At 70.0% G+C, this 14,800-nt stretch carries 16 protein-coding genes; 7 read left to right on the top strand and 9 right to left on the bottom strand.

The genetic code is table 11. The features are described 5' to 3' along the window. Positions 1–42: 42 nt before the first annotated feature. Positions 43–1,140: an NADH:flavin oxidoreductase/NADH oxidase gene (locus ABJD39_RS14805; protein WP_348613661.1), complete on the bottom strand. Its 1,098-nt coding sequence runs from the start codon at positions 1,138–1,140 to the stop codon at positions 43–45. Positions 1,141–1,337: 197 nt separating this feature from the next. Here ABJD39_RS14805 and ABJD39_RS14800 point away from each other — a divergent pair, with 197 nt between their 5' ends. Next, positions 1,338–2,177: a hypothetical protein gene (locus ABJD39_RS14800; RefSeq protein ID WP_348610358.1), complete on the top strand. Its 840-nt coding sequence runs from the start codon at positions 1,338–1,340 to the stop codon at positions 2,175–2,177. Between the two features lie 114 nt (positions 2,178–2,291). After that, the gene (locus ABJD39_RS14795) at positions 2,292–2,465 is read left to right on the top strand and encodes a hypothetical protein (protein ID WP_348610355.1); all 174 of its coding nucleotides are present in this window, start codon (positions 2,292–2,294) and stop codon (positions 2,463–2,465) included. A gap of 126 nt (positions 2,466–2,591) precedes the next feature. Here ABJD39_RS14795 and dpsA read toward each other — a convergent pair whose 3' ends face one another. Continuing rightward, positions 2,592–3,140 carry a DNA starvation/stationary phase protection protein DpsA gene (gene dpsA, locus ABJD39_RS14790; protein ID WP_348610352.1) on the bottom strand — a complete coding sequence of 183 codons (549 nt, stop codon included), beginning with the start codon at positions 3,138–3,140 and terminating at the stop codon, positions 2,592–2,594. 120 nt (positions 3,141–3,260) lie between these two features. Next, a complete protein-coding gene (locus ABJD39_RS14785) occupies positions 3,261–4,040 on the bottom strand; it encodes a carbon-nitrogen hydrolase family protein (RefSeq protein WP_348610349.1) in 780 nt (259 codons plus the stop codon). 150 nt (positions 4,041–4,190) lie between these two features. Here ABJD39_RS14785 and ABJD39_RS14780 point away from each other — a divergent pair, with 150 nt between their 5' ends. Further along, entirely contained in the window at positions 4,191–5,498 is a 1,308-nt protein-coding gene (locus ABJD39_RS14780; RefSeq protein WP_348610346.1) for a HEAT repeat domain-containing protein, read from the top strand. Positions 5,499–5,605: 107 nt separating this feature from the next. On the opposite strand, the gene ABJD39_RS14775 is transcribed toward ABJD39_RS14780, so the two are convergent. After that, complete coding sequence (locus ABJD39_RS14775; protein WP_348610344.1) at positions 5,606–5,845, bottom strand: hypothetical protein; 240 nt, start codon at positions 5,843–5,845, stop codon at positions 5,606–5,608. Positions 5,846–5,976: 131 nt separating this feature from the next. Here ABJD39_RS14775 and ABJD39_RS14770 point away from each other — a divergent pair, with 131 nt between their 5' ends. Next, positions 5,977–7,722: a phospholipase D-like domain-containing protein gene (locus tag ABJD39_RS14770; protein WP_348610341.1), complete on the top strand. Its 1,746-nt coding sequence runs from the start codon at positions 5,977–5,979 to the stop codon at positions 7,720–7,722. Between the two features lie 55 nt (positions 7,723–7,777). On the opposite strand, the gene ABJD39_RS14765 is transcribed toward ABJD39_RS14770, so the two are convergent. Beyond that, positions 7,778–9,694, bottom strand: a complete 1,917-nt coding sequence (locus ABJD39_RS14765; RefSeq protein ID WP_348610338.1) for a DHH family phosphoesterase — start codon at positions 9,692–9,694, stop codon at positions 7,778–7,780. 139 nt (positions 9,695–9,833) lie between these two features. Here ABJD39_RS14765 and ABJD39_RS14760 point away from each other — a divergent pair, with 139 nt between their 5' ends. After that, positions 9,834–10,322: a Mov34/MPN/PAD-1 family protein gene (locus tag ABJD39_RS14760; protein WP_348610335.1), complete on the top strand. Its 489-nt coding sequence runs from the start codon at positions 9,834–9,836 to the stop codon at positions 10,320–10,322. Continuing rightward, positions 10,315–10,839, top strand: coding sequence for an adenylyltransferase/cytidyltransferase family protein (locus tag ABJD39_RS14755; protein WP_348610332.1), 525 nt, complete (start codon positions 10,315–10,317; stop codon positions 10,837–10,839). Before ABJD39_RS14760 ends, ABJD39_RS14755 begins: the two co-directional genes overlap by 8 nt. Positions 10,840–10,899: 60 nt before the next feature. On the opposite strand, the gene ABJD39_RS14750 is transcribed toward ABJD39_RS14755, so the two are convergent. The 3 genes from ABJD39_RS14750 to ABJD39_RS14740 all read right to left on the bottom strand — a co-directional run bounded on the left by ABJD39_RS14750 (position 10,900) and on the right by ABJD39_RS14740 (position 12,770). Next, positions 10,900–11,286 (bottom strand): hypothetical protein, encoded by a 387-nt coding sequence (locus tag ABJD39_RS14750; protein ID WP_348610329.1) that lies wholly within the window; start codon positions 11,284–11,286, stop codon positions 10,900–10,902. Between the two features lie 5 nt (positions 11,287–11,291). Next, the gene (locus ABJD39_RS14745; protein ID WP_348610326.1) at positions 11,292–12,239 is read right to left on the bottom strand and encodes a DUF1028 domain-containing protein; all 948 of its coding nucleotides are present in this window, start codon (positions 12,237–12,239) and stop codon (positions 11,292–11,294) included. A gap of 123 nt (positions 12,240–12,362) precedes the next feature. Beyond that, positions 12,363–12,770, bottom strand: coding sequence for a VOC family protein (locus ABJD39_RS14740; protein WP_348610323.1), 408 nt, complete (start codon positions 12,768–12,770; stop codon positions 12,363–12,365). Between the two features lie 181 nt (positions 12,771–12,951). On the opposite strand from ABJD39_RS14740, the gene ABJD39_RS14735 reads away from it, so the two are divergent. Next, positions 12,952–13,725 carry a DUF7117 family protein gene (locus ABJD39_RS14735; RefSeq protein WP_348610321.1) on the top strand — a complete coding sequence of 258 codons (774 nt, stop codon included), beginning with the start codon at positions 12,952–12,954 and terminating at the stop codon, positions 13,723–13,725. A gap of 28 nt (positions 13,726–13,753) precedes the next feature. On the opposite strand, the gene ABJD39_RS14730 is transcribed toward ABJD39_RS14735, so the two are convergent. Beyond that, positions 13,754–14,716, bottom strand: coding sequence for an alpha/beta hydrolase (locus tag ABJD39_RS14730; protein ID WP_348610319.1), 963 nt, complete (start codon positions 14,714–14,716; stop codon positions 13,754–13,756). Positions 14,717–14,800: the final 84 nt, after the last annotated feature.

Below are 14,800 nucleotides of genomic sequence, written 5' to 3'. Positions count from 1 at the left end.
TCGGTCGACCGATCCGGGACGCCGACGAGACGACTCGATCGGTCAGCGCGGCTTCGCGCGGCGGTACTGCACTGGCCACTCGATCTCCTCGTCCAGTTCGTCCGCCGCGTGCAGCGGCCAGTACGGCGAGCGGAGGAACTCCCGGGCCATGAGCACCGCGTCGGCGCGGTCGTTCGCGACGATCTCCTCGGCCTGTGTCGGCTCGGTGATGCCGCCGACGGCGGCGACGGCCATGTCGGCGCCGATCTCGGCGACGTGCTCGCGGATCGTCTCCGCGTACGGGAGCTGGTAGCTCGGGCCCGCGTACGGCACTTCCTGTGCGGGCGAGATGCCGCCCGAGCTTACGTCCAGCAGATCTGCGCCGGCCTCGGCCAGCAGCGGGGCGAGCCGCGCCGACTGGTCGACGTCCCACGACTCGCGGTCCTCGATCCAGTCGGTCGCGGAGATACGCACGAACACGGGCTTGTCGTCGGGCCATACCTCACGGACCTCCTCGGTCACCTCGCGAACGAGGCGGGTGCGGTTCTCGAAGGAACCGCCGTACTCGTCGTCGCGGTCGTTGGCGACCGGCGAGAGGAACTCGTGGAGCAGGTAGCCGTGGGCGGCGTGCACCTCCGCGACCTCGAAGCCGGCGTCGAGCGCGCGCTCGGCGGCGGCCCGGAAGTCGTCGATCACGCGGTCGATTCCCGCCGCCGAGAGACTGTTCGTCGGGTGCTCGTCGCCGTCGCGGGGGTACGGTCCCGACGGCGCGTCGACCTCCCAGCCGCCCTCGTCGAGCGCGACGGGGCCGCCGTCGCCCCAAGGGCGGTGCGTCGACGCCTTCCGACCGGCGTGTGCGAGCTGGATCGCGGGCACCGACCCCTGTTCGCGGACGAACTCGGCGATCCGGGCCCACTCGTCGGCCTGTTCGTCGGTCCAGATCCCCACGTCGTGGGGCGTGATCCGACCCTCCGGCGAGACCGCGGTCGCCTCGGCCATCACCAGCCCCGCGCCGCCGACTGCACGCGAGCCGAGGTGGACGAGGTGCCAGTCGGTCGGCTTGCCTTCCGGCGCGGAGTACTGACACATCGGCGAGACGAACACGCGGTTGGGGATCTCGGTGTCCCGTAGCGTGAGCGACGAGAACAGGTGGTCGACCATGTGCATGGTACAGCCGCGTCGGTACAAACGGCTGGCGACGACAGAGGGGATTGCCACTTTCGTCAAGCGCCGCGGCGCCGGGCGGGCGCCCCGTGGCCGCCGTTCCCGGCCAGGGGGTCGCTGTCGGCGACGACCCCGGCGCAGTCCGGGCTTCCGGTTCCCGCGGCTTTTCAACCGCGGTCCGTCACTGGCCGCCTATGGGACTTTCTACGGACGAGATCATGCAGATCAGCCTCGACCTCGTCGATTGGGACGACACGCCCGCCGACAGCACCGTCTACGTTCCCGGCGAGGACATCGAAACCGCGCTCGTGGGGATCGACCTCGAATCCCCGGAGATCCAGTTGGCCCACGACCGCGACTACGATCTGGCGCTGGCGCACCACCCGACGGGGATGTCCGCCCGACTCGACTTTCCGGAGGTACTCGACACGCAAGTCGAGTTCATGACGGACCACGGCGTCCCCGAGGACGCCGCCGAGGACGCCGTCGCCGACCTCCGATCGCGGATGGACCACGGCGGGCACTCCAGCAACTACCGCCACGACCCGAGCGTCGCGGAGCTGCTCGACCAGCCGTATCTCAACACGCACCTCGCGCCCGACGAGTACGGCCGGCGCGCCTTCCGCGAGGTCGCCGACTGGCTGGCCGACGACGCGACCGCCGGCGACTTCGTCGACGCGCTGGGCGAGATCCCCGAACTCGACGCCGCCGAGACGGACGTGCTGTTGCGAGTCGGCGACCGAGACAACGACCTCGGCGAGGTGGCCGTCCACCACGCCGCGGGCACCAACGGGGGCGCGTCGGTCGCCCGCGCGTACTTCGAACACGGGGTCGACACCGTCCTCTACATCCATGTCGGCGCCGGCGACACCGCCGAGTTACGCGAGGAGTTCGCCGGCGAAGGGAAGAACCTCGTCGTCACCGGACACATCGCCAGCGACGCGATCGGGATGAACGCGGTGATCGATGCCCTCGAGGAGCGCGGCGTCGAGTGCGACACGATCTCCGGGTGCGGGATCGGCCGCGAGGAGTAAGGACCACGGCGAAGCGCGACCGCGACGAGTGGGGGCGGGCGCCCGTCGTTTAGGCCGACCTACCGTTTAGGGCTACCAAAACCTATATCCCCACGGGGGCGTGAGACACCGGTAATGACGCACGATGTGCTCGCGGGTTGGGAAGAGGCGGAGACGCCCGAGCGCGACAGCTCCCCCGAAACAGATGTCGCCGCCCTCCGCACGTGTCCCGACAGAACGGTGTTCTCCGAGAACGGCAACGCCGACGGCTGGATCTCGACGGACCTGACGGTCGACCTCGAACGGTAGTCGCGCTGCTGCTTATCGGCTGTCTAGACGTCTTCTTGCGAACTAGCTTCTCACGCAGGTCCTCACGCGGGCTCTCAAAAATCAAGTGACGGGGCGGGAGTTCGAACGCTCGTCGTTCGCGCGGGCTTACTGCATCGCGCCCTCGGTGACGAGCGTGTCGTCCTCGAGGTAGTGCTCGATGTGGTGGGCGTCCTCCTCGACCTGCACGAGGTTCGCGCGAAGGATCTCACCCGTAGCGGGGTCGCCGAGGCTGTCGGCGAGCTCGACGTGCTCGCGGAGCGTCTCGATGATGTCGCCGTACATCTCCATGTCGTTCGCCAGCGACGAGCGGATGTCGTACACGTCCTCGTCCTCGGGTTCGACGGGCGACTCCTCCTGAAGCGTCGCCATGGACGCGTGCGGGACGCCGCCCAGCGCCTGCAGCCGTTCGGCGAGCACGTCGGCGAACTCCTCCGCGTTCTCGGCTGCGTCGCCCAGGAACAGGTGGAGGTCACGGAACTCCGCCCCCTCCACGTTCCAGTGGTGCTTGCGAAGCTGGTGGTACAGGACGTACGTCGCCGCGAGATCCGTGTTGAGCGCGTCGACGATCTGCTCGGCCTTCTCGGCGTCCATCCGGAGCGCTTCGCTTCCTTCGACCTCGCCCGCGGACTTCAGCACACGCTTTTGAGTACTCATCTGTATCCATAGATACGGGCCGAACCCTCATAAAACCCGGTGTATGTGAACTTCTTTTTAGTTATCGATAAATATATTTTCGTGTGGAAAAATACCATGGGTTGTTTTGACACTGTCACGTCACTCGCTGCTGTCCTCCAGCACCGGGATGAACTCGCGCTGGTCGGCGAGCACAGCGGGGTCGAGTTCCGCGATCAGATCGCGCTCGTCGCGGTTGAGCGCCGCGGTGACGTGTCCGTCGGGGCGAACGACCGCCGAGCGCCCGGCGTACTCCGTGGACGGAGCGTCGGACACCTCGCGCGCGCCGGTCCGGCCCGCGCCGACCACCCAACGGACGCCGTCGAGCGCCCGAGCGCGCAACAGGAGCCGCCAGTTCTCCGAGTGCGCCGCCGGCCACGCGCCGGCGACGAACAGCGCGTCGACCCGATCGACCGCGAACGCGGCGCTGTCGGCGACAAAGTTGAGGTCGTAGCAAGTGAGCAGCCCCGTCGACCCGACGGGCGTCTCGACGGTCACCCGCTCGCCGCCGGAAGTCAACACGTCGGCCTCGTTCGCCCAGAGGTGTCGCTTCCGGTAGACGGTTGCGTCACCGTCGGGAGACACGTACGAGAGCGCGTTGTACAGCCGGCCGTCGCTCACGCCGCGTTCGACGTACCCGACGAGGATCGCGAGGTCGTTGTCGGTAGCGACCGATCGGAGGCGGTCGAGTTCCGGCCCGTCGCGGTCGAGTGCGACCGCCTCGATGCGCTCGTCGGCGACGAACCCGGTCAGCGCGTACTCCGGGAACAGCGCCACGTCGACGTGTTCCGGCAGGGCGGCGGCGCGAGCGGCGACGGCGTCGAGGTTCGCATCCACGTCGAGATCTGAGACGGACAGCTGTGGGACGGCGACGGTGGACATGAACGGCGCGTCGCTGTCGACTGGAATAATATCCGTGGTTGACGGGAGGACGTTCGACGGACTGGTATACGAGTCACGCCCCGCCAGCGAGGGAACCCCGTCGCCCGGAATATGGAAACGCCCTTGTAGCCGACACACCCATCGACGGGCATGAGCGACGACGACCCGGCCGAGGAGTCAGGCGACCCCGAGGACGCCGAGGAGACGGAACTCGTCCCCGAGGTGTCCGCCGAGGATCTGGACGCCCGGCTGGACGAGACCGCCGAGGCGCTCGAGGCCGCCGAGACCGAGGCCGACCTCGACGATGTCGAGGCCGACCTGGACGACATCGAGGCCGACCTAGAGCGCGCCGACCTCCCGGAACCGGACGAGGACGACGAGGACGCGGAGGACCCGCGCGAGGAACTGGGGTCGCGCCTCTCCGACCAGCGCGACGACCTCGCGGACCAGCGTGGCCCGTACGCGTCCGACGTGGTCGACGACATCGAATCCGCGCAGGCGACGATCGCCGACACCCGGTGGACTGAGTCGGGCGAGGCCGACCTCCCCGGCGTCGTCGACGAGTTCCTCGACGCGGTGAACGAGACGCTCGATGTGGAACTCGACCGCACCGGCGACGACGACCCCGAATCACTGGCCGACGCGCTCGACGACGCCGTCGCGGCCGTGGAGGACGCCGACCTCGACGCCGACGAGGACGCGGAGACGATCGCTGCGCTGCTCGAGGCGACCGACGCGCTGGAGACGGGCGTCGACGACGCCGAGGAGTGGGACGACCTCCAGACCCACGAGCAGCTCCAAGTGCAGGGCTTCTACGACGTGCTCGGCCACTACAAGGACTTCCCGCCGGAGCTGTCGGCGCTGAAGGAGCACGAACAGCGGGGGAACGTCGAGATGGTGCTGCTGGCGCTGGACTCGCTGGAGTCTGAGTTCATGGAGGATCACTGTCTGGACGTGCTCACACGGATGAACGACCAGCGCGCCTTCGAGGCGATGCACCAGCGCGCACAGAAGCGCGACCGGCCGGCGATCCGCGCGCTCGGCAAGATGGCCGCCGAGGACGCCGTCGAGACGCTCGTCGAGTACGTCGACTCCGACTCGGACCCGACCCTGCAGAAGGTGACGTTCAAGGCGCTCGGCGAGATCGGCCACGAGGACGCCGTGCAGCCGCTCGCGAACAAGCTCGCCATGGACAACGACGAGGTGCGGCCGTACGCAGCCCGCGCGCTCGGGCTCATCGGCGACGCTCGCGCCGTCGACCCGCTGGCCGACGTCGCGGCCGACGACGACAGCGACAACGTCCGCGCGGCCGCCCTGTGGGCGCTGCGCCAGATCGGCACCGAGGCGGCGCTGGAGGCGGCCGCCGAGTTCGACGACGACCGCGCGTTCATCGTGCAGACGGAAGCCGAGAAGGCGCGCGACGCTCTCGACGCCGCCGGCGAGGAAGTCGCCGCGTAATCGACTCGGATTCGAATCCCGGGAGAACCCGTTCTCCGACGCCCACCAGCCGTCACCCACCGATCTCGTCAGGGCGGGTCGTGGCGCAAGCCGACGTGGTCTCGCCGTTACAGCAACTCGCCGACGAACAGCAGCGCGAATCCCAGCGAGACCAGCAGACCCCCCACCCGGCCGAGGTTCGTGTGTTCGGCGACCTCGGTAGGCGCGATATCGACGTCGTAGCTGTCCCACTCTTCTTCATAGGAGATGTACGAAGGAACCTGGAAGAACTCCAGGGCGATAAGGGCGCCGCCGACGGCGCCCAGCGCGGCTCCCGCGAGCCTGACCCCCTCGGCGATGGTGACCATACCTGTCATCCGCCGTCGTCGGCGCAAAAACGCACCGAAGGCCGTCGAGGCTGACAGTCGGATCCTTCAGGACCTGCCCCGGCGGCGACGAGACGAGGGTTGAAGTACGAACACGCGGCCAGACCGTCGCAGTGGTGCGCCTCTCTGCGGTGGTCGCGTCCGTCCTCCTCCTCGTCGCGGCGACGCCGGCGACGCCGACAGCCGTCGCGGCGGTCTCGGAGCCCACGGCAGCGACGGTCGCGAGTACTCCGGCGACACCGACAACGGTCGCCGCCGCCACCAACACCACAGCTGAGACGGGGACAGAGCCGACCGGAGCCCGGATCGTCGGGCTCCTCCCGAACCCCGTCGCCGCCGACGACGCCGGAGAGTACGTCCGTCTGTCGCTACCGCCCGGGAACTGGAGCGTCGACGACGGCGAGGACGTCGTCGCGATCCGGCAGCGACGGCCGGGAACGGTCGTCGTGACGGCCGAGCCGGAGGCGCTTTCGGACCCTCCGACGGGACGCGTCGTCCCCCGTGGACTCGCGCTGTCGAACGCCGGCGAGCGGATCGTGCTCCGTCGGGGCGGACCGAACGGATCGATCGTTGACGCCGTCGAGTACGGGCGGGCACCCGAGGGCGAGCGGTGGGTTCGCGGCGGTGACCCGCGGTGGCGACCGGTCGGACTTGCGCTTCGTGACCCGGTTCCGTTGGGAACCGCGAACGCGACGGCGTTCGTGCTTCCTGACGCGCCGTCGGAACCGGTCGCACCCATCCGTGGAGCCGACGAGCGGGTGTTCCTCGCGGGGTACACTTTCGCGTCCGAGCGCGTCGTCGAGGAACTGATCGCCGCACATGAGCGAGGTGCCTCGGTGCGCGTGCTCCTCGACGGCGGACCGGTCGGCGGAATATCCGCACGGCAAGCCGACCGCCTCGACACGCTCGTCGACGCGGGCGTCGAGGTCCGCGTGATCTCGGGTCCCCACGCTCGGTTCCGGTATCACCACGCGAAGTACGCGGTCGCCGACGACGCCGCGGTCGTGCTCACGGAGAACTGGAAACCCAGCGGCACCGGCGGCGGCGACAGCCGAGGGTGGGGCGTCACCCTCCGTTCCCCGGCCGCGGCCGAGGCGCTCGCGGATCTGTTCCGTGCGGACGCCGGGTGGCGCGACGCCGTCGCCTGGGACCGATACCGGGCGGGGCAGTCGTTCGAGCGAACCGACGCGGCGACGGGTTCGTACCCGTCACGCCACCCGCCGGCGGAGCTGGGGGTCGAGCGCGTGCGACTGCTGACCGCGCCCGGAAACGCGGAGTCCGCAGTCGTCGCGACCGTCGACGACGCCGACGCCCGCGTCGACGTCCTCCAGCCCACCGTCGCCGACGGACCGATGCTCGCGTCGCTGCGGCGGGCGGCCGAACGGGGTGTGCGCGTGCGACTGCTGCTATCGGGTACCTGGTACCTCGCCGAGGAGAACGCCGCGTTGGTGGCTGATCTGAACCGCTGGGCCACAGCCGCGGACGTTCCCTTCGAGGCGCGGATCGCTGATCCGGCCGGTAGGTACGGGAAGATCCATGCGAAAGGCGTCGTCGCCGACGACACTGCGCTCGTGGGGTCGCTCAACTGGAACCCTACGAGCGCACGCGAGAACCGCGAGGTCGTCGTCGCGCTGGAGGGCGACGCGGTCGCGGCGTACTACCGAGAGGGGTTCGAGGCGGACTGGCGCGCCGGTCGAGGGGTATCGTCCGCGATCGGGGAGCTCCCGCCGGCAGTCGCAGTCGCCGCAGTCGGTGTCGTCGCGAGCGCGACGCTATTCCTCCGGCGACGACTGACGATCGACAGCACGGACGGAGGCCGGGCTCGCGACGACACCGACCGCGACGGGCCGATCGGATGACCGGCGGGTGCCCGGTGTCGGGCATCAGGTCGAAAACGTCGTACGGACTTCCGCCTCAGTCGTCGAGTTCGATCGTCGTCGACAGCTCCTCGTCGAGTTCGGCGTCGGCCATCTTCTCGACGAGCGCGTCGATGACGTCCTCGCGGCGCCCCTCGACGAACTTGATCGAGCCGACGACGAGGTGTCCGCCGCCGGAGACGCCCCCGCCGACGACCTCCTCGTTGAGTTCGGTGACCATCTGTGGGATATCCAGACGGACGCCGTCCGAGCGGAGGACCGCGAAGTCCGGCCCGTAGCCGATCGTGATGACGGGCTCGCCGGTCGCGCGGACCTTCCGGTCGTGGAGCTCGCCGGTCGTCTTCCCGGGCGCGGGGTAGGTGAACCGCTTGGCGAAGTTCTCCAGGTCGATGCGATAGAGGTGCGCGTCCGAGTCGAGGCGCTCGTGTTCGACGTGGGGCTCGACGGCGTCGAGCTGCTCCTCCACGTCGCGCTCGGCACGCGTCGAGAGGAACTCGACGAGGTCGCGGTGGCGCTCGTCGTCGTCGCTGCCGACGTTGAGCACGTCGCTCACGAGCGTCTTGCCCTCGTTGTAGCGCAGCCAGTGGGCGGCGTAGTCCAGCGCCTCGCCGATGTCCTCGATATCGTTGCGGTCGTACCCGGCCGTCTCCGCCAGGTCGACGAACTCGTCCATCACCTCGGCCTTCGAGCGGTCCGACAGTCCCGCGACAGCGGGCACGTGGCGGAGTTCGTCGGTGACGTTCGGGTCGATGAGCCGGGCGAGCTCGACACACATCATCCCCGTCGTGATGCGGTAGTCCTCGTCGTGGATGTACGGGTTGACGTGGTGGTCGAGCAGGTCGTTCACCGCGTCGGGGTCCGGATGGTGGTGGTCGACGACGGCGATGGGCACGTCGTAGTGGGCGAGGTTCTTGTAGGCGGGCACGTCCTCCTCGGTCGACCCGTTGTCGAGCATGAGGAGGAAGGGGAGCTTCTGTCCGTGTCGGGCGCGCCCCTCCAGCGCGAAGTTGAGGTCGCGGGTCACGTCCTCCATCTCGTAGAACGGCGCCTTGCTCGGCAGCCGCTTGAGAGTGTGGCGCGCCGCGTCGTCGCCCTCGTGGACCTCCTCGATGAAGTTCTCCAGCGCGAGTTGGACCGGGATGGCCGCGCACATGCCGTCGCCGTCGGCGTGGTGGCGGATCCGGATCGGACGCCCCTCGAGCACGGTGCGGCGAAGGGTGCGCGCCAGGTCCTCCAGCTCGGGGCGGAGCTTCTCGAACGCCTCCCACTCGACGAGCGGCTCGATCGCCTCGGGCTCTGCGCGCTCGCGCATCGCCTCCTCGAGGCGCTCGCGGGCGGCATCGGCCGTCTCATCGGTCAGTACAGTCACGTCGTCGACCTCAAGCTGTCTGGAGCCGTCGTGGGTCTCGACGGAGCCGGAGACGCGGACGATGTCTCCGATGTCGACTTCGGGGTACGCGCGGACGCCGGCCTCCTCGAAGGCGGCCGCGGCGAGCACGCCGGACTCGTCGGCGACGTGGAAGATCGTCGGACCGCCCGTCTGTTTGATCTGGGTGATCTCCCCTTCGACGGTCACGCTGTCGCCGACCGTGGCGTCGCCGATCGTGGTGATCTCCGGCTCGTACTCGACCGCGAGCACGTTCGCGTCGGCGAGGTCGACGTCCGCGAGGTCGAACGACACGTCGCCGTTCTCCTTCAGTTCCTCGAGCACGACGACCACCTCGTCGCCGACGGCGAACGTCTCACCGTCGAGGTTCGACTCGTGAAGCAGTCCGGACACGTCCTCGGAGATGTCGACGAAGACGCCGTAGTCGACTACACCGTTGACCTCCGCACGGTAGCGCGCGCCGACATCGACGTCGGCGAGCGTGCAGGCGGGATCGAGATCGTAAACCACGGGTCGGGAATCCCCCTCCCCGTTCTCGCCGGGGTCACCGGCGGCGGAATCACTCATACCGGACGGTGGGTGACGGCGGGTGTTAAGGCTTGTAGTATCGCTCCGGCGGCGAACGACGGGCCGACGACCGGCCGTGGACGACCCTGTAGGCGGGGGTATCGACACCCTTAGTTGGCGCCCGACCGGAGTTCCGCCAATGCGACTGTTCCGGTCGAGCGAACTGCTCGGCATCGCGGCCGACACCCTCACGTTCGCGTTGGAGGCCTCCCGGGACACCCACCCGAACGAGTACATGGGCTTTCTCCGAGCGACCGACGCGCGCGATCTGGGGCTCGACCGGAAGGGACAGGTGATCACCGACGTGCTCGTCATCCCCGGCACCACGTCGACGCCGGAATCGGCGACCGTCCGCGAGCACATGAAGCCCAACTCCGCGCGGGCGGTCGGCTCGATCCACTCGCACCCGAACGGCGTCCTCCGCCCCTCCGATGCCGACCTCGCGACGTTCCACGCCGGCGAGGTACACGTCATCATCGGGGCGCCCTACGAACGCGACTGCTGGCGGGCGTTCGACTCCGACGGCGACCCCCGTGATCTCGACGTGATCGACGTGGCGCTGCCTGAGGACGAGGCGTTCTTCGACTTCGACCAGACCGACATCGACGCGGAGCTATACGATGAGTGAGGGAGCCGACGGAGGCCGGAACGACGGCGGGAGCGGGCACGAAGACGGGGGCGACGCCGACTCCCCCCGGGTCGCGCTCGCGCAGGGCACCTTCGACATTCTCCACCCCGGACACCTCCACTACTTGGAGGACGCGGCCGCCCGCGGCGGCGAACTCCACGTTATCGTGGCCCGCCGGGACAACGTCACGCACAAGTCGAAGCCCGTGTGCCCGGACCGGCAGCGTCGGGACATGATCGACGCCCTCGACGTTGTCGACGAGGCACACCTCGGGCACCCGGAGGACTTCTTCGTCCCCGTCCGCGAGATCGGACCGGACGTGATCGTCCTCGGGTTCGACCAACATCACGACGAGGCCGCGATCGCCGACGCGCTCGCCGCCGAGGGCATCGACGCCGAGGTGACGCGCGCGACTGCCCGCGAGCCGCGCTACGAGGGGGAACTCCTCTCGACGGGCGACATCGTCGACAAGCTGATCCGCGAGCGCGGGCGACGTTCGCACTCGGGTCCGGAATAGCTCGCGAGCGGCGTACCCCGCGCCGGCCGCACGGTAGGCCCGACGACGAGATCGGCCGCCTCACGCATCCCCGAGCGTCGCCTGCCAGAGGTACATCGGCGCGGCGCCGACGGCGAGCGCGCCGACCGCGAGCGCACGCAGCGTCGGCGCGGTCGACAGCGACGCGCGAACCACGGCGGGGGTGCCGGCGGCGAGGAGGAGCGCACCTGCGGCCCACAGCCCGAACGCCCGCCGCGTGACTGTTGCGTCGACGCCGTCACCGAGGCGGACGTACACCGCGACGAGACCGATCCCCGCGGCGAGCGCGACACCCGCGCCGACGAACGCGAGTACGGCGGTGAGCAGCTGGAACGACGGGAGCTGCGCGACCGGGGCGGTAGCGGTGGGAACGACGGCGGCGAGGTGGAACGCGGCGAGATCGACAGCGACGATAGCGGGGGCGGACACGGGGACTACAGCCGGTCGTAGCGCTGGAGCCCGTGCCAGATGGCGTCGACCATCCGCGATTCGCCGTCGTCGTCAGCGTCGGCGCTCTCAGTGGCATCGGCGCCATCGGCGGCCGCCTCCCAGCCGCGCGCGAGCGCGTCCTCGATGACGGTCAGCGAGTGGTTCTCGAAGTTGTTCATGCCGCGGAAGTCCTCGAGGGCGGCGCGCTCGGCCTCGCCGAACGAGTCGGTCGGCTCGGCGTCGAGAACGCCCAGTTCCGCGAGCGTCTCCGACACCGCGAGCGCCGCGTCGCCCGATAGCTCGGCGGGGTCGTCGGGTTCCTCGCGGGCGAGCAGCGTCACGTCGTACAGCTTGAACACCCGCTCCAGTTCGTCGATGGGGTGCTCGTGGTCGTCGACGCGAACGTCGACCCAGCGGTCGTTCCGTCCGTCGTAGCCCCCCTCGGGCTTGGCGACGTACAGCGCCGCCGCCTGCTCGCCGCGGGAGTCGCCGCCGGCGTCGTTGCCGGCGTGCAGCGCCTCGATGAGCCGGTCCGGGAGTCCGCCCTGAGTCACCTCGAACGCCTCGGCCATCGCGTCGATCGTCGCCTCGTTCTCGAGGATGTTCCCCTGGACCGTGTAGTGCTCCCCCTGCCGGTCGCCCGCGGTCTCGAAACACTCCGCGCCGGTGAACGCCACCGGCTCGCCGTCGAGGCCGACGACGCCGACCTGCCGCTGTGCCGCTTCGTCGTCGGCGTCGGTGAGCCTCTCGATCACGTCGGTGGCAGTGTAGCCTTCGCGGAGGAGATCGAGCCCGTCCGGGCCGTACGCGACGTTGGCGAAGCTCTGCGTGGCGATCGCGCCGGCGTCGGCGGAGACGAACGGGACGACGGCGCCGACGGAGACGAACTTCGACTGGACCGCGACCCCGACCGCGTCCGTCTCGGGGTCGCGCGCGGCGATGGAGAACGTCATTCGGTGGCACCTCCGGCGGCGACGCCAAAAGCGTGCCGGGGTGCCCTCGGAGGAGGAGGCAACTGCAAGGATGCACGCCGTCGGATTGCTACCACCCCCGGGCGTGAGCCGGTGGACGGCCGCCTACGACACGTGCTCGATGAGCTCGACGATGGTGCCGGCCGGGTCGACGAGGAACGCGATCCGGAGGTCGCCGAAGCGCTCGGGGCCCATCACCCAGTCGACGCCGGGGCCGGCGGCGTCGATCGCCTCGCGGGCGACGTCGACGTCGTCGACGACGAACCCGAAGTGGAGCAGGCCGTTCGGCATCGACTCCACGTCGCCGGTCGCCTCGTAGGGCGCCCGGTCGAAGACGTACACGCGCTTGTCGGCCACCTCGAGCGCGACGTGTTCGACCGCGGTCGCGCCCTCCCCGTCGTCGGCGTGGCCTCGCTCGATGACGGTTCCGTCGAACGCCTCCTCGTAGAACGCCGCCGTCGCGTCGACGTCGTCGGCCTTCAGCGCCACGTGGAAGAACGAATTCGGTGTCACGGGCTGTCCGTCGTCCGCCGTGATTAAGGCGTTACCGGCGGGTCCGGCCTGTTCCCGGAGGCCCGCGACGGGAGGCCCTCCGTGCTGCTGCGACGACGGTCCCGCCCCACCGCCGCGACGGCAGGGGGCACGTCGCCGCGGCGACGAGGCGTTTTTCCCCGTACCGCCGGTACGTGCGGGCATGGAAGTCCGGGGCGAGCGCGAGTGTACGGAGTGCGGAACCCGCTGGTCGTACTTCGAGACGGGGAGCATCGCGTGTCCGGACTGCGGAAGCCTCCGGAGCGTGGGCACCGGCGAGCGCCGCAGACACACCGACGCACCCGCGGAGTTGGATCTCACTTCCGTACTGGTGTGGCTCGACGACACCGCGCTCGCGGACCTCGTCGACGAGATCAAAGCCGAGTGTCGGGCGTACCTCCGCAAGCGGGGGTTCATCCGCGGCGGCGACCTCGTTCCCCTCGACGACGCGTACCTCGCGGCCGCCGAGTTGCGCCACGCGGCGGACGTGTACGGTCGTATCGCCGGCCCCGGCGGCGGTCGGGCGGACGCGACCATGGGCGAGCGCGGCCCCGAGGGGACATCCCCGGGCGTCACCGACGACGAGGAATGGTACGTCACGAACCTCCTGCACGCGACCGACACGGGCGAGCGGCCGAGCGCGAGCGAGGTGCCGCCGCGGATGCGCGAGGCGCGCGGGATGGCCGCCGCCGAAGCGGTGCTCGAGTATCGCACGGACGTGGCGAGGTACCTCGAGGACTACCCGGATCCGGAGGCGAGTCGTACGCTCGGCGCGGTCCGCGACCGCGCGAAGCGGATCGACGCGCTGGAGGGCGACGTTGCGCCCACGGAGGCGGACGCGCTCGTCGACGCGGCCGTCGAGTTGGGTCGGTACCTCATCGCCGACGACCCGGAGGCGTTGGCGAGCGCCCGGGAACACCTCGACGACACCGAGTGAGGCCGCACTGCGGGGCCGACCGCTCGCCTCACCCGTCGCTCTCCTCGAACCCCTCGCGAAGCGCCGCGGCCGTGTCGGTCAGCACCTCGCGGGCAGCGCTCACCCCGAGATCGCCGAGCATCCCGGCGACGCCGTGGATCAGCGACGGGTAGTGGAGGTGGTCGACGGGGACGCCGGCGTCCGCGAGCGCCTCGGCGTAGGCGACCCCCTCGTCGCGCAGCGGGTCGAACCCGCAGGTGACGATCGTTGCCGACGGGAGATCGGCGTGGCTGCACGCCGCCAACGGACACGCGTACGGGTTCGCGAGTTCGAGGTCGCTCCGCCAGTAGTGTCGCCGGAAGTAGTCGATGTCCGCCCGTTCGAGGTAGTAGCCCTCGCCGTTCTCCTCGTAGGACGGCCAGTCGCCGGTCGGGTCCACGACCGGATAGACGAGCGTCTGGTGGTCGATGGCCGGGCCGCCCGTCTCGCGGGCGTGCAGGGCGACCGCCGCCGCGAGGTTGCCGCCCGCGCTGTCGCCGCCGACGGCGAGTCGACCGTCCCCGTCCACCGCCTCGGGGTCGTCCGCGACCCACTCGGTCGCCGCGATCGCGTCCTCCAGCCCCGCGGGAAACGGGTCCTCCGGGGCGAGCCGGTAGTCAACCGAGACGACGACGCAGTCCGCCTCGTCGGTGAGCACCCGACAGATCCCGTCGACCGTGTCGAGCGAGCCGATCACCCAGCCGCCGCCGTGGAAGTAGACGAGCACCGGGAACGGCCCCTCGCCCTCGGGCGTGTACACCCTGATCGGGACCTCCGGGCCGTCACTGTACCCGGGGACTGCGCGGTCCGCGACCGTCGCCAGTTCCGGGACGTCCGTCGGCTCGCCGCGCCAGTCGGAGAAGAACTCGCGGGCCTCCCGCGGGGAGAGGTCGCGCAGGTCCGGCACGTCGGCGCCGTCCATCGTCTCCAACAGCTCTCTCGCCTCGGGATCGAGGTCCGCGTCGCGGTCCATGCGGAGCGGTACCGAGGGGCGAAGGATAAATCGGTTGCCGGAGGTCAGTCGGAGGCGGACCCGCTCGTCGACCGTCGACTTGGG

Origin of the sequence: Halobaculum rarum (assembly GCF_040025155.1) — an archaeon.
In the GTDB taxonomy this organism is placed as follows: Archaea; Halobacteriota; Halobacteria; order Halobacteriales; family Haloferacaceae; genus Halobaculum; species Halobaculum rarum.
The sequence above is the reverse complement of the archived record's forward strand: the minus strand, read 5'-3'. Positions and strand labels throughout refer to the sequence as shown.

Excerpts from the sequence above, each read along its gene's own strand:
- ABJD39_RS14780 (WP_348610346.1), top strand. The coding sequence starts at position 4,191 with ATGAGCGACGACGACCCGGCCGAGGAGTCAGGCGACCCCGAGGACGCC.
- ABJD39_RS14795 (WP_348610355.1), top strand. The coding sequence starts at position 2,292 with ATGACGCACGATGTGCTCGCGGGTTGGGAAGAGGCGGAGACGCCCGAG.
- dpsA (WP_348610352.1), bottom strand. The coding sequence starts at position 3,140 with ATGAGTACTCAAAAGCGTGTGCTGAAGTCCGCGGGCGAGGTCGAAGGA.
- ABJD39_RS14775 (WP_348610344.1), bottom strand. The coding sequence starts at position 5,845 with ATGGTCACCATCGCCGAGGGGGTCAGGCTCGCGGGAGCCGCGCTGGGC.
- ABJD39_RS14745 (WP_348610326.1), bottom strand. The coding sequence starts at position 12,239 with ATGACGTTCTCCATCGCCGCGCGCGACCCCGAGACGGACGCGGTCGGG.
- ABJD39_RS14760 (WP_348610335.1), top strand. The coding sequence starts at position 9,834 with ATGCGACTGTTCCGGTCGAGCGAACTGCTCGGCATCGCGGCCGACACC.
- ABJD39_RS14755 (WP_348610332.1), top strand. The coding sequence starts at position 10,315 with ATGAGTGAGGGAGCCGACGGAGGCCGGAACGACGGCGGGAGCGGGCAC.
- ABJD39_RS14730 (WP_348610319.1), bottom strand. The coding sequence starts at position 14,716 with ATGGACCGCGACGCGGACCTCGATCCCGAGGCGAGAGAGCTGTTGGAG.
- ABJD39_RS14765 (WP_348610338.1), bottom strand. The coding sequence starts at position 9,694 with ATGAGTGATTCCGCCGCCGGTGACCCCGGCGAGAACGGGGAGGGGGAT.
- ABJD39_RS14800 (WP_348610358.1), top strand. The coding sequence starts at position 1,338 with ATGGGACTTTCTACGGACGAGATCATGCAGATCAGCCTCGACCTCGTC.
- ABJD39_RS14735 (WP_348610321.1), top strand. The coding sequence starts at position 12,952 with ATGGAAGTCCGGGGCGAGCGCGAGTGTACGGAGTGCGGAACCCGCTGG.
- ABJD39_RS14805 (WP_348613661.1), bottom strand. The coding sequence starts at position 1,140 with ATGGTCGACCACCTGTTCTCGTCGCTCACGCTACGGGACACCGAGATC.
- ABJD39_RS14785 (WP_348610349.1), bottom strand. The coding sequence starts at position 4,040 with ATGTCCACCGTCGCCGTCCCACAGCTGTCCGTCTCAGATCTCGACGTG.